Annotated in this window: 13 protein-coding genes; 8 read left to right on the forward strand and 5 right to left on the reverse strand. The window is 69.6% G+C overall.

The features are described from left to right. Positions 1-173: 173 nt before the first annotated feature. The 4 genes from A176_RS30180 (at position 174) to A176_RS30195 (ending at position 5,294) form a co-directional block, all read left to right on the forward strand. Complete coding sequence (locus A176_RS30180) at positions 174-665, forward strand: MerR family transcriptional regulator (RefSeq protein WP_002638733.1); 492 nt, start codon at positions 174-176, stop codon at positions 663-665. Then, the gene (locus tag A176_RS30185; protein ID WP_002638732.1) at positions 662-3,280 is read left to right on the forward strand and encodes a VIT domain-containing protein; all 2,619 of its coding nucleotides are present in this window, start codon (positions 662-664) and stop codon (positions 3,278-3,280) included. Before A176_RS30180 ends, A176_RS30185 begins: the two co-directional genes overlap by 4 nt. A gap of 474 nt (positions 3,281-3,754) precedes the next feature. Continuing rightward, complete coding sequence (locus A176_RS30190) at positions 3,755-4,081, forward strand: hypothetical protein (RefSeq protein ID WP_002638731.1); 327 nt, start codon at positions 3,755-3,757, stop codon at positions 4,079-4,081. 115 nt (positions 4,082-4,196) lie between these two features. After that, a complete protein-coding gene (locus A176_RS30195; RefSeq protein ID WP_044891085.1) occupies positions 4,197-5,294 on the forward strand; it encodes a hypothetical protein in 1,098 nt (365 codons plus the stop codon). A 5-nt stretch (positions 5,295-5,299) separates the two neighbouring features. Here the strand turns inward: A176_RS30195 and A176_RS30200 are convergent, their stop codons facing one another. The 5 genes from A176_RS30200 to A176_RS30220 all read right to left on the reverse strand — a co-directional run bounded on the left by A176_RS30200 (position 5,300) and on the right by A176_RS30220 (position 10,258). After that, positions 5,300-6,130 carry an SDR family oxidoreductase gene (locus A176_RS30200; protein WP_002638729.1) on the reverse strand — a complete coding sequence of 277 codons (831 nt, stop codon included), beginning with the start codon at positions 6,128-6,130 and terminating at the stop codon, positions 5,300-5,302. A gap of 110 nt (positions 6,131-6,240) precedes the next feature. After that, on the reverse strand, positions 6,241-6,489 hold the full coding sequence (locus tag A176_RS30205) for a YkvA family protein (RefSeq protein ID WP_002638728.1): 249 nt from the start codon (positions 6,487-6,489) through the stop codon (positions 6,241-6,243). Between the two features lie 113 nt (positions 6,490-6,602). Continuing rightward, the gene (locus A176_RS30210; protein ID WP_002638727.1) at positions 6,603-7,661 is read right to left on the reverse strand and encodes an ABC transporter ATP-binding protein; all 1,059 of its coding nucleotides are present in this window, start codon (positions 7,659-7,661) and stop codon (positions 6,603-6,605) included. A gap of 48 nt (positions 7,662-7,709) precedes the next feature. After that, complete coding sequence (locus A176_RS30215; protein WP_044891084.1) at positions 7,710-9,275, reverse strand: ABC transporter permease; 1,566 nt, start codon at positions 9,273-9,275, stop codon at positions 7,710-7,712. Next, complete coding sequence (locus A176_RS30220) at positions 9,275-10,258, reverse strand: iron ABC transporter substrate-binding protein (protein WP_002638725.1); 984 nt, start codon at positions 10,256-10,258, stop codon at positions 9,275-9,277. Before A176_RS30220 ends, A176_RS30215 begins: the two co-directional genes overlap by 1 nt. A 145-nt stretch (positions 10,259-10,403) precedes the next feature. Between A176_RS30220 and A176_RS30225 the strand changes: the two genes are divergently transcribed. From A176_RS30225 to A176_RS30240, 4 genes are read left to right on the forward strand one after another with little or no spacing between them, the layout of a single operon-like run. Then, positions 10,404-11,039 carry a hypothetical protein gene (locus A176_RS30225; protein ID WP_002638724.1) on the forward strand — a complete coding sequence of 212 codons (636 nt, stop codon included), beginning with the start codon at positions 10,404-10,406 and terminating at the stop codon, positions 11,037-11,039. A 10-nt stretch (positions 11,040-11,049) separates the two neighbouring features. Beyond that, positions 11,050-11,886 carry a PfkB family carbohydrate kinase gene (locus A176_RS30230; RefSeq protein ID WP_002638723.1) on the forward strand — a complete coding sequence of 279 codons (837 nt, stop codon included), beginning with the start codon at positions 11,050-11,052 and terminating at the stop codon, positions 11,884-11,886. 47 nt (positions 11,887-11,933) lie between these two features. Beyond that, complete coding sequence (locus A176_RS30235; RefSeq protein ID WP_044891083.1) at positions 11,934-12,566, forward strand: hypothetical protein; 633 nt, start codon at positions 11,934-11,936, stop codon at positions 12,564-12,566. A gap of 29 nt (positions 12,567-12,595) precedes the next feature. Next, positions 12,596-13,018 (forward strand): hypothetical protein, encoded by a 423-nt coding sequence (locus A176_RS30240; RefSeq protein WP_044891082.1) that lies wholly within the window; start codon positions 12,596-12,598, stop codon positions 13,016-13,018. Positions 13,019-13,053 lie beyond the last annotated feature (35 nt).

Below are 13,053 nucleotides of genomic sequence, written 5' to 3' on the forward strand. Positions count from 1 at the left end.
GTCCCCTCGGCGCCCCGCCAGGTCGTGACAGCGGAAGGAGGGGTGGTGGCAAGACGTGGCACTTCCACTGTCAAGATAGGTCCTTCGAGACCCACTCACGCCTCTGACAGCGCTACTGCCAAATCACCACTGTCGACTTGACAGTTACAATGGCGAGTCCTACTGTTTGAACCGTGAGCACGCCAAAGACACAGACCGAATGGAAGTTGGCGGAGCTGGCCGAGGCGGTGGGCGTCTCGTCGCGCACGGTGCGCTACTACGTCCAACGCGGGCTGTTGCCCGCGCCGCCCTTCCGGGGCCCAGACACCGTGTACGGGGAGGAGCACCTCGTCCGGCTCAAGGCCATCCGCGTTCTACAGGCGCGGTTCCTCCCGCTGGATGCCATCCAGGTGGAGCTGCAACGCCTGCCCCTGGATGAACTGCGGCGTCTGGCCGAATCGGACGCCACCCCCACGCCCCCGGTGTACGCGCAGCCAGCGCCCGCCACGGTGGCGCCAATGCCAACGGCGCGCAGACCGGACGCGGGCCTGAATCGTTACGAGCGCTGGGAGTTGCTCCCGGGGCTGGAGCTGCACGTCTCGGAAGCGGCGGACACGAAGACCCGGGCGCTCGCGGAACGCGTTCGCGCCCTCATCGCGGAGTTTCAGGAAAAGGATAAGCCATGACCCACGAGCAAGCAGGGCTGTACACGAAGCACGGCGCACAGGTTCCTCTCCAAGGTGTCGAGGTCACGGGTGAGCTGCTCGGTGGACATGCGCGCGTCCGCGTGCGGCAGCGCTATCGCAACGACGAGAAGCGCCCGGTGGAGGCCGTCTACGTCTTCCCGCTGCCCTCGGATGGCACCCTCTCCGCTTTCTCCATGACGTGCGCCGGCCGCCGCGTCGAAGGGGTCGTGAAGGAGCGCGAAGAGGCCTTCCGCACCTACGACAACGCCATCACCGACGGCCACGGCGCCGCGCTGCTGGACGAGGAGCGCCGCAACGTCTTCACCGCGCAGGTGGGCAACCTGCTGCCCGGCGAGGAGACCGTGGTGGAGGTGGAGTTCCTCCAGGCCGTCACCGCCGAGGAGGGCAGCGTCCGCTGGATGCTCCCCACGCTGGTGGCGCCCCGCTACATCCCCGGCAAGCCCACCGGCGACCGCACCGCGCACGGCCGTGAAGAGCCCACGTCCCAGGTGCCGGACGCGGACCGCATCACCCCGCCCGTGGGCGCCGTGAGCTACGGCCTGCGCATGGACCTGCTCGTGGACCTGGGCCGCGAGGTCGTGGTGGAGAGCCCGTCCCACGCCATCACCGTCACCCGGGAAGAGGGCTCGCGCGTGCGCGTCGGCTTCTCGCGGGGCGAGGTCTCCCTGGACCGGGACCTGGTGCTCAGCCTGCGCAGCCCGGACAACAGCGCGGTGTTCACGCCGCTCGTCACCCACCGCAAGGGCGGGGACGGCCCGGGCACCTTCGCGCTCACGGTGGTGCCGGACCTGCTGGGCATGGCCTCCGCGCCGCCGAAGCAGGAGGTCGTGTTCGCCGTGGACGTCTCCGGCTCCATGGACGGCGAGAGCCTGCCCCAGGCGCAGGCCGCGCTGCGGCTGTGCCTGCGTCATCTGCGCGAAGGCGACCGGTTCAACATCATCGCGTTCGAGAGCGGTTTCACCACGTTCCAGCCCCAGCCCGTTCCCTTCTCCCAGCGCACGCTGGAGCAGGCGGACCAGTGGGTGGCCGCGCTTCGTCCCCTGGGTGGCACGGAGCTGCTCGCCCCCATGAAGGCCGCGGTGCAGGCCGTCCCCGACGGCGTGGTGGTGCTGCTCACGGACGGACAGGTCGGCAACGAGAGCGAAATCCTGCAAGCCGTGCTCGCGGACCGGAAGTCGGCGCGCGTGTACTCGTTTGGCATCGGCACCAACGTCAGTGACGTGCTGCTGCGGGACATGGCAAAGCAGACTGGCGGCGCGGTGGAGTTCATCCACCCGGGCGAGCGCATCGACGACAAGGTGGTGGCGCAGTTCTCCCGCGCGCTCGCACCTCGCGTCTCCGAGCTGGAGGTCCGCTTCGACGGCGTGGAGTGCTCGGAGCTGGCCCCCGCCGAGCTGCCGCCCCTCATCGATGGTGTGCCCTGGACGCTGCTCGGCCGCTATGCCGCGCCAGGGACGGGCACGGTGACGCTGCGTGGGCGCTCGGGACGGGAGCCGTTCTCGCTCACCGTTCGCGTGGACCTGCCCTCCGTGTCGGACCGGCCCGCGGTGGAGAAGTTGTGGGCCGCCGAGCGCATCCGGAGCTGGGAGTCCGCGCAGCTCACCGGACGCCGCGCGGAGTCCATGAAACAGCGCATCATCGACCTCGCCGTCGCGCACCAGATTGTCACCCAGTACACGTCGTTCGTCGTCGTGGAGGAGCGCACGGGTGAGCGGCGGACGTCGGAGCAGGCCGAGACGCGCGTCGTCCCGGTGAACGCGCCCGCCGGCTGGGCGATGTTCGGGGCGCAGAAGGCCGAGGACATGCGCAACGCCTCCGTCGGGGGTAGCAGCCAGGGGATGCCGGCCCCGGGTGCGGCCTCCGCCGGTCCGCAGAGGCCCGCCATCCGGATGCGGCGCACCGCCGCGGCCCCTGGTGCCGCCGCTCCGCCCCCGCCTCCTGCTCCGGCGTATCGCAGCGCTCCTGCACCCAAGGAGTTCGAGGCCGTCGAGCGCGACCGGCTTGAAATGCGGGAGCAGAGCAAGTCCTCCAAGAAGAAGGGCGGGTTCCTCTCCGGCATCTTCAACGGGGCCTCTGCTCCGGAGCCCATGCCGGCCGATGGGTTCGCGGAAGAAGAGAGCGTCATGAGTCATGGGGCCGTCCCCGCCGCGGACGCGCTCGATCATGACGACGCGATCCTCGAGGGGGCGCCCTCCGTCGCCAGCGAGAGCCACGCGAGCGCGGAGGACCTGCTCAGGCGGCAGCTCGCCAATGGCCTCTGGGACGGCAGCGGCGCGGGTTCGGAGCCCGTGCGTCAGGCCCGCGCCACCGCGCTCGCCCTGCTGACGCTGCTGCGCGAGGGCATCACCAGCAATCACCCGCTGCACGGGGCGCAGGTGAAGAAGGCGGTCGAGGCGTTGCTGGCCCTGGCCTCCAACCTCGGCGGCGACGCGGAGGTGGCGGAGCTCGCGCTGGGCGTGGCCTGGCTCGCCTCGGCGGGCCCGCGCACCCGGGGCCGCATCGAGCAGGCCGCGCAGCCGCTGGCCGGCCTCAGTGGAAGGCTGGGCAATGAGGTCGCCCTGCGCGAGCACGTGGACACGTTGGCCGCGCGCTGACGAGAGGCACGGTGGGGCCGGCGCACCTGACGCGGTGTGCGCCGGCCCTACTCAAGTACCTGGAGACGCTCGCCGCGCGCTGCTGTGAGATCCTGCGGGGCCTGCGCACTCGATTCGGTGTGCGCTGGCCCGTGAGAGCGCGTGGACATGTTGGCCGTGCGCTGGGACTCGGCCTGACAACGACAGCGCCTCTGTTTGTGCTCGCTCCGCGTCGAGGATGCACGTGTCACGATGCAGGCAGCACCGCGTGACACAATGGCACTCCGCCGAGGTGGAACAAGGCAGCTCGTATCAGCGCTTCGGGCTGCCTTGGAGGTGTATGCAGCGCCGTGACGCTCCTCCCCTGGTGTGTGACTTGCAGTGCGGTGCATGACGTGAGCGCCACTGCGGGCTTCGCCAGAAGCGCCGCTGGAGCATGAAACGGGGGATGCCCATGATTGAGATGAAGCATTCGCGCACCATCACGAGGCCGCGATGGTGAGTCTGTGGGACATGCTGTGCATGATGATCGTGGCCAGTTCGCTCGGAGGGGCCACCTCGAGCGCCCAGCTCGCTGGGGGCGGCGTCGTCAGGTACGGGATTGGCGCGCTCCTGGGCGTTGGCCTGGGGCTCCTGTCCATGGCCGCCATGCGGAAGGCAGGTCACCTTGTCTTTCAATCCCTCCCGCCCGGCGATGCCTCGACGAAGACTCCGGCCCGGCTGACCCTGATCTACGTGGCGGCGGCGGTGTGGCTCATGGGCCCCAGTCCGGTGCTCAGCCTGTGGCTCACGGGATACGTCCTTCGGACCGTCCTTCCCTGAATCACTGGGTCTGTGCGCGCGTCAACGCTGACGCACCGCGCGACGGGCTCCAGCATGGACACGCCATCCGGCTGACACATGTCGCCGCCGTGGTTCGCGTACAGTGCGGTGCGCCATGACGCTCGCCACACTCCTGCTGCTTGCCACGATATCGGCCCAGTCGATGGAGGCCCCACCGCCCTCCGAGACCGTCACCGCGCCACCGTTGATGTCCTCGGCCGACGCGTGCGCGCCCGACGTCGAAGCCGAGTACCAGTCGGGCTTCGATGCGCTCGTGAGCGGCAATGACACGAAGGCGCTGAGGCTGTTCGAGCAGGTGCTCGCCCGCTGTCCTCAGCACCCCTACGCCGGTGAATTCGCCCGACTCACCCAGGCCCGGCTCCAGCCCGGTGGACGGCTGGCCACGGCCGCCGCGAGCACCGTGGGCAAGGAGCCCCACTCCAGCGCCGCGCGGGCCTCACTGGTCGTGGTGCAGACGCTGCACGGCGCCGCGCAAGGCGTCCTCCTGTGCGCCATTGGTGACTGCAGCGGGCAGGGCTACGCCGCGGTGTCACTGCTGGGCGCGGGCGCGGGCGCCGCGAGCACCCTGCTGCTCACGCGAGGCGGCATCACCGATGGACAGGCCGCCGTCATCAACTCCGGCACGGTGTGGGGCTTCTGGTTCGGCGTCGCGTCGTTGCTCGCATTCGACCTGAACGACAATGACGCGCTGGGCGCCGCCATCCTCGGGGGTGCGGGCTTCACCGGCGTGGGCGTCCTGCTGGCGCACTTCGTGAGCCCCACGTCGGGTCAGGTGTCACTGGCCAACTCCGGTGGACTCTGGGCGGGCGTGGTCACGGCGCTCTTCCTGGGGACTTCGGACAACAACGACACACGGGCCTTCTTCGGCGTCGAATTGGGCGCCACCGCCGCCGGCATCCTGTCCATGGCCATCCTGTCGAAGTACGTGGAGGTATCCCGAGGCCGCATGCTCATCATCGACGCGGGCGGCATCCTCGGCGGGCTGGTGGGCGCGAGCGCCGTCTACCTCACCGCGGGCAATGACGCGGGGGACGCCATCCTCATCGGCAGCGGCATCGGCGTACTCGGCGGGCTCGCGCTCACCACGTATCTCACGCGGAACTTCGACCTGCCGGATGCGCCGCAGGTGACGCTGGCGCCACTCACCACACCGCACGGTGGCAAGGGATTGTCGCTGGCCGGCAGATTCTGACGGGCTCAGCGCCGGCGCAGGCCGTAGAGGGACATCAGGAGCTTCTCGAAGGTGCGCGAGGGCAGCACCGCCTTCGCCACCACCGCCGCCCGCTGCGCCAGGTTCGCCACCGGGTAGCGCACACGTGGCGCTTCACGCTCCATCACCGCCAGCACCTTCTTCGCCACGTCCTCTGCGACCAGGCCGTCCCGTTCGCCAGACTCGATGGCCTCGAGCGCCGCTTCGAAGCGCTCTTGGTACGCGGAGCCCGCGCCCGCCTTCGCCACGCGGACTCGGTTCTGCGTGATGTGCGTTCGCACGTCTCCGGGTTGCACCAGCGTGGCCTCGATGCCGAACTCGGCCACCTCCTGGCGCAGCGCCTCGGTGAAGCCCTCCAGGGCGAACTTGCTCGCGCTGTAGAGGGACTGGAAGGGCAACCCCACCTGCCCTCCCAGGGAGCTGACCTGGATGATGCGCCCGAAGCCCTGCTTCCGCATCGTCGGCAACACGGCCTTGCACACGCGCAGCGCGCCCAGGAAGTTGGCGTCGAGCTGCGCGCGGGCCTCCTCGATGGAGGTGTCCTCGGCGGCCCCCGCGAGCGCGTACCCCGCGTTGTTCACCACCGTGTCGAGATAGCCGCGCTCCTGCGCCAGCACCGTCTCCACGGCCCGCTGCACGGAGTCATCCTGGGTGACGTCCATCACCAGCATCGGGTAGCCCGGCGGCGCGGCCTCCACGGAGCGGCGACTCGTGCCGTAGACGGCGTACCCGCGCGTGCTCAGCAGCTCCGCACACGCCTTGCCGATGCCCGATGAAGCACCGGTGATGAGAACCACTCGCTTCCGCCTCGCCGTCATCCACGCTCCGTGCGCCAGTCTTCCTGGCGCACAAACCATGACGGTGCGGGGCACGACAAGAGGCTCACGCCCCGCGAGACATCCGGTAGCGCCGGCTCAGACCGGCTTGCTCACGGTGACGCGGCGCTTCCCGGCGCGGCTTCGCCATCCACGGTGAGCTGGTGGCGCTGCACCTCCCTCACCATGAAGAAGGCCGCGGCGGACAACACGCCCAGGTCATCCAGCCACCCGAGCACCGGAATCACATCCGGAATCGCGTCCACGGGTGACAGGAAGTAGACCACCGCGAGTACGCCGGCGAGCTTCCGCCAGAGCGCCACGTGCGGGTCGCGCACGTACCGGAAAAAACGGCTCCCCATTCCACGAAGGCCTGCGATGTTCATACCTACCTCTACGCATGGGAGGCCCAGGTGATTGCGGCCCCAGCCCGCACCCAGCGTATGCCGTCCGGCCGCCTGGAGGACAGCCAGGCTCAGTCCGGAATGTCCTCCAACACCATCGCCCGACCCACCACTTCCAGCCGCGCCCGGTCGCCCGCCCGCAGCGGCGACTCAGGGGCTCCGCGCACGGTGAGCTCCAGGCCGTTGCAGGCAATCGTGTACTCGGCGGAGGGCCCCTGGAACTCGCGCGCCAGCACCTCCGCGCGCAGGGCGCCGCCGATCGCGACGCTGTCCGTGTCCGGCACCAGCTTCAGCGCCTCCGGGCGCAGCGACAGCAGCACGTTGCCCTTCGCGGGCGCACCCATCACCGGGAGGATGCCGAGCAGCGTCCGAGCGCCGTTGCCAAAGCCCACGCCCGGCAGCAGGTTGGTGCCGCCCAGGAAGTACGCCACGAAGGCCGTGCGCGGCGTCGCGTAGACGGCCTCCGGCGTGCCCACCTGCTCCACCTTGCCCGCACGCATCACCGCCAGCCGGTCCGCGAAGGCCATGGCCTCCTGCTGGTCATGCGTGACGAGCATCACCGTGGCGCCAAGCGACTTGAGCACCCGCCGCACCTCCATCCGCGTGGAGGTGCGCAGCGCGCTGTCCAGGCTGGAGAAGGGCTCGTCCAACAGCAGCACTCGGGGCCCCGGCGCCAACGCCCGGGACAACGCCACGCGCTGCTGCTGCCCGCCTGAGAGCGCGTGCGGCATGCGCGACTCGAAGCCCTCCAGGCCGAAGAGCTTCAGCATCTGGCTCGCGCGGGCGCGGGCATCCTGGCGAGACATCGCGGTGAGACCGAAGGCCACGTTCTCCAGCACGGACAGGTGCGGGAAGAGGGCGTAGTCCTGGAACACCATGCCCACGCTGCGCTGCTCGGGCGGCACGAAGGCGCCCGAGCCCGCGAGGGTGCGGCCCTCCAGGGTGACAGTGCCACCGTTGGGGCGCTCGAAGCCCGCCACCAGCCGCAGCGTCGTCGTCTTGCCGCACCCCGAAGGCCCGAGCAGCGCCAGCACCTCGCCGGGCTCCACCTCCAGGGACAAGCCATCCACCGCGGCGGTACCGCTGGAGGCATAACGAAGGGTGACGGCGTCGAGCGAGAGCAGGGACATGGCGGCCGGCGCACCCTACCGCGTTCCCGCGTGGCAGGGCGCTTTGCCTTACCCGGGAGACGAGCGGCCCTCTTGCGAGACGAGCAGTCCCACACCCAGCGTGGAGACCGCCATCAGCAGCAACGCCGGCGCGGCGGCCTCGGCGAAGCGGCCCTCGGCGGTGGCGCCCCAGACGCGCGTGGCGAGCGTCTCGAAGCCGATGGGCGCCAGCAGCAACGTCGCGGGCAGCTCCTTCATCGCGGTGAGGAAGACGAGCGCCGCGCCCGCGAGGAGTCCGGGCCGCAGCAGTGGCGCCGTCACCCGGCGGAGCACCGCGGACGGCGGCTGTCCCAGGGACGCCGCGGCCTCTGGCAGGTGCGGGTTGAGCTGGAGCAGCGACGCGCGCACCACCCCCACCGCCTGCGGGAGGAAGCGCACCACGTACGCGAGCACCAACATCACCAGCGTGCCGTAGAGAAAGGGCACCGCCTGCACGCCGAGGAAGACGAGCGACAACGCGAGCACGATGGGCGGCAGCGCGTAGCCCGCGTAGGACACACGCTCCAGCGCCACCGTGAGGCGGCTCGGGTAGCGAACCGCGAGGAAGGCCAATGGCAGCGCGCCCACCACCGCCGCCACCGCGCCCATCATCGAGGCACTCACCGAGTTCCACGCGGGCCCCAGCATCGGCCCCGACTCCACGGACAGGCCCTGCACGCCCCAGTACACGAGCACGCCCACGGGCAGCGCGACGCCCACCGCCACCACCGCGCCGCACAGCAACAGCGCCGGCACGCGCCAGCCTCGCAGCGACACTGGCGCGACGGCCCTCGCGGCGCCCTTCGCGCTGCGGTGGTAGCCCGCGCGGCCTCGCAGCCACAGCTCCAGGGCCAGCACGCCCACCGTCACGGATACGAGCGCCAGCCCGAGCAGCGCCGCGTAGCTGCGGTCATACGCGCCTTCGTATTGCACGTAGATGGCGCGCGAGAAGGCGTCGTATTGGACCAGCGCCACCGCGCCGAAATCAGAGAGCACATACAGGCCCACGAGCAGCGCGCCGGACGCGAAGGCCGGGCGCAGCAGGGGCACGGTGATGCGGAAGAAGGCCCGCGCGGGCGTGAGCCCCAGGCTGCGAGCGCCCTCCAGCCACGCCGGGTCCTGGGACAGCAGCCCGGCGCGCAGCGCGAGGAAGAAGTACGGATACGTCGACACGGTCAGCGCCAGCAACGCACCCGGGAAGCCGTACACGGGGGGCACGGGGAGGCCCCAGCGCGTCAGGGGCTCCTCCAGCGCGCCGCCCACGCCGAACGCCGCCAACAGCACGTAGCCGCTGACGAAGGTCGGCACGGCCAACGGCACGCACAACAGCACCGTCCAGAGACGGCGCCCCGGCAGGTCCGTGCGCGTGGTGAGCCACGCGAGCGGCAAGGCCAGCAGCGCCGCGCAGCCAGTCACCGCCGCCGCGAGCCCCAACGTGCGGCCGAGCAGGCCCCACGTCCGGTCTCGAAACAGCAGTCCCCAGGCTTCCGCGTCCGCTTCCGCGGCGCGCACGCACAGGTACACCGCGGGCACCAGCGCCAGCGCGGCCATGGCCACGCCAGCCACCCACAACCCTCCCGGGGCACGACGGCGCATCAGAGAACGCCGGTGTCCTGGAGCAGCTTCACGGTGCCGCGCAGGTCGTCGAGCTTCGACAGGTCGAGGTCCGGCGAGCCCACCTTGTCGAGCGCGGGCAGTCCTTCCGCCATCTTCACGCCAGCCACCAGCGGGAACTCGTAGGTCTCCTGCGCGAAGTACGCCTGCGCCTCGGAGTCCAGCAGGTACGCGGCCAGCTTCTTCGCCGCGTCCGCGTTCTTCGTCCCCTTGAGGATGGCCACGCCCGCCACGTTCACCAGCGCGCCCGGGTCCCCCGCGGCGACGAAGTGGTTGGCCACGGGCAGGTCGGCTTTGTTCTTCTTCGCGGAGAACAGGTAGTAATGGTTCACGAAGCCCGCGTCGATTTCACCGCGGCCCAACGCCTCGATGACCGCCGAGTTGTTCTTGTAGACGCGCGGCGCGTTGGCCTGGATGCCCTTGAGCCACTGGGTCGCGGCCTCGTCACCCTTGAGCAGCCGCAGCGCGGTGACGAAGGACTGGAACGACGCGTTGGTGGGCGCCCAGCCCAGGCGGCCCTTCCACTTCGCATCCGTGAAACCCAGGATGCTCTTGGGCAGCGCGTTCGCCTTCACCTTCTTCGTGTTGTAGGCCACGACGCGCGCCCGGCCGCTGGTGCCCACCCAGACACCCTGCGGAGAACGGAAGCGCGCATCCACCTTGTCCAGCGTCTCCTTGGGCAGCGCCTCCAACTGGCCCGACTTCGCCAGCGCGCCGAGCGCCCCCGCGTCCTGCGCGAAGAACACGTCGGCGGGCGTCTTCGCGCCCTCCTCCAGCAGCGTGGCGGCGAGCTGCGGCGTCTCGCCGTAACGCACCTTCACCCCGATACCCGTCTTCTCGGTGAACTTCTTGAGCAGCGGCCCCACGAGCTTCTCGTTGCGGCCGGAGTAGATGGTGAGCGTCTCCGCCGCGAGCGCGGGGGAGGACAGGGTCAGGACCAGGGAGAATAGAAGTAGACGAACCATGGGGCGGCACCCTAACGGAGGGGATGCCCGGCTTCCACCGGATGTGCGGTGTCGCCTTTCGGAGCACGGCGCAGGTGACACCAGCGCGTCGCCTCGCGCCGGAGTAGCCTCTGGGGACGCTTCCTCCCGACACCGTGGAGACATCATGCCTCGCCCGTTCATCATCGCCTGCGCCGCCGCCCTGCTCACCGCTCCCTCCGCGTTCGCGCAACCAGCGCCCGCCGCGCCGCAGGTTTCGTCCTCCCCCGCGCAGAAGAAGCTGGCGCCCAACCCGATGAACGAGGCCATGCGGCGAATCCGGAGCGAGCTCCAGACCGTGCCCGCGCCGCGGCCGGAGGACGTGAAGTCCGTCGACGCCATCATCGCCGCGCTCTACAACGTCATCAGCGGACCGGCGGGACAGCCGCGCGACTGGGAACGGTTCCGCTCGCTCTTCCACCCGGGGGCCCAGATGATTCCGATGCGCAAGGCGAAGCCGGGGCCCTCGCCCGTGGCCACGCCCTTCTCACCGGAAGCCTACGTCGGCTCCGCCACGGTGGCGTTCGGCAAGCGCGGCTTCTTCGAGAAGGAGCTGCACCGCCAGACGTCGGGCTACGGCCACATGGTCCACGCGATGAGCGCGTATGAGACGCGCGAAAGCCTGAACGGCCCGGTGCTGGTCCAGGGGGTCAACAGCATCCAGCTCGTCTTCGACGGCCAGCGCTGGTGGATCCTCAACATCGCCTGGACGGACGACAAGGCCACGGAGACGCCCGTGCCGAAGGACTTCACGCGGAAGTAGCACCCACGCCATGCGGCCCGCGGCCACTCGCGACATCCTGGTCGTCGGCAATTACTGCCATGACCTGCTCAGGCATGGGCACGGCAGGGAGACGCACGCGCTCGGCGGGTCGGCCGCGTACATCTCCGCCGTGCTGGATGCGATGAACCGGGATTACGCGGTGGCCGCCGTGGCGGGCGAGGACTTCCGTTACGCGCACCAGGTGCGGTACCCACCGCGCGTCGTTCCGGGCACTCGCACCACGCAGTTCATCGCGGACCTGACGGGTGAGACGCGGACGCTTCACGTCAGCGCGAAGTCGGAGCCCATCCTCCCCGAGGACATCACAGTGGACGCGCGCGTGGCGCTGGCGTGTGGCGTGGCGGGTGAGGTGTTGCCCGAGACGCTGCTGCGTGTCTCGGAGCGCGCCCGGCATGTACTGGCGGATGCGCAAGGGCTGCTGCGGACGTTGGACGCCCAAGGGCGGGTCCTCAACGTGAGGCTGGAGGACACGCCGTTCGACGCGATGCTGGAGCGGCTTCGCGTGCTGAAGGCCAGCGAGGAGGAAGCCGAGGCGCTGGACATCGAACGGGTGCGGCGGCGCACGTGCCTGGTGGTGACCCGTGGCCCTCGGGGGTGCACGGTGTACACGGCGGATGCGCGTCTGGATGTACCCGGTGTTCCCGTGGAGGAAGTGGATGCCACGGGCGCGGGGGACTGTTTCCTCGCGGGGTTCGCGTTGGGATTGCTGCGGGAGCTGCCGCTCGCGCGGTGTGCTGAGATTGCGAATGGGTTTGGCGCGCAGGCCGTGACGCAGGTCGGTGTGCCCAGGCTGGATGCCAGCCGGATTCCAGCAGACCTGCGTTGAGCTACCATCCCCTCAGTCAGCGTTGAGGACGTCTCTCTGGGGGGAGCATGGGACTGAATCGAGGCGTACTGCTGGTCTTGTTACTGGGGTGCGGCGGCCAATCCTACCTACGTACCGGCGACGGGAGCCTTTTTGGCCGCAGGAATGGCGATGTGTGGGTGCGCGGCCCCTGGCCCGCGATTCAGCCTTCTCGCGACATCGACGACGTCATCGACCAGCTCTGTCCCGCCATCATGCAAATGGACGGCGCACAGGCAAAGAACTTCGGCCAGGAGTACTGCGGCGCGATCTATACGCTTCGCGACGGCATGCACCATGCGAGCTTTCCGTCCCCGCTGGGCAGAACGACCATTGTCTTCGAAGACAAACGCAAGAGCTGCCATGCCCCCCGGTATGTCGATGACTCGCGAGGCTACGCATCCATCGTCGCGGACTACCACAGTCATCCATGGTTCCCATCGCCGATGTCTCCGGAAGACAGGCGCGCGAACCATCAGCGCTGGCTCATTCGCGTGCAGTTCGATGCGGAGTGCCGAGTCATGAAGCTCATCCCCAACCTCGGCGACCCTGAACGCCCAGGTGAGGTCTACGTCCGGCGAGGGAAGCGTTGGCAGCTCATCGGCATCATCACCCCCGCCGACAAGCCCTTCGGCTACATCACACCTGTAGACGATGCTTGAACACGCCGCTGCCGTAGCCAGGAGGGAACATGCCTCGCCCACTGCTGCTTTGCCTCTGCATCGCCCTGCCCGCCTGCGGACTCCTCCGTCGTCCAATGATGCCGGAGCGCGCGCCTCCGGAAGACGCGGCCCGATTTACGTTCCCCATCGACCTTCCAGCCGAAGGGCGAACACGGATTCCGGCGGACATCGCAGCGGCCATCAGCCTGGCGATGGATGACTTCCGGCCATTGGGCGTGCAGCCTCATCGCGGAGCGACCCCGGATGAAGTCTGCCTGTATCAACGGGCGTCGTTCGACGTCACGGTCGCCCCAGGGCCTGAAGGCGTGGTGTTCGTCCGGTTCACCGTGAAGGACGGCGCCTGTGACGAAGAGGGCCCTGCCACGGACATGGGCTCGACCTACGCAGTGGAGGTCTCGAAGCACCGCATCCTGGCGATTCAGCGCCCGTGAGACCTTGAGGCGGCCTCACGGGATTCAGGAGCGGA

This window comes from Myxococcus hansupus (genome assembly GCF_000280925.3).
Lineage (GTDB): Bacteria > Myxococcota > Myxococcia > Myxococcales > Myxococcaceae > Myxococcus > Myxococcus hansupus.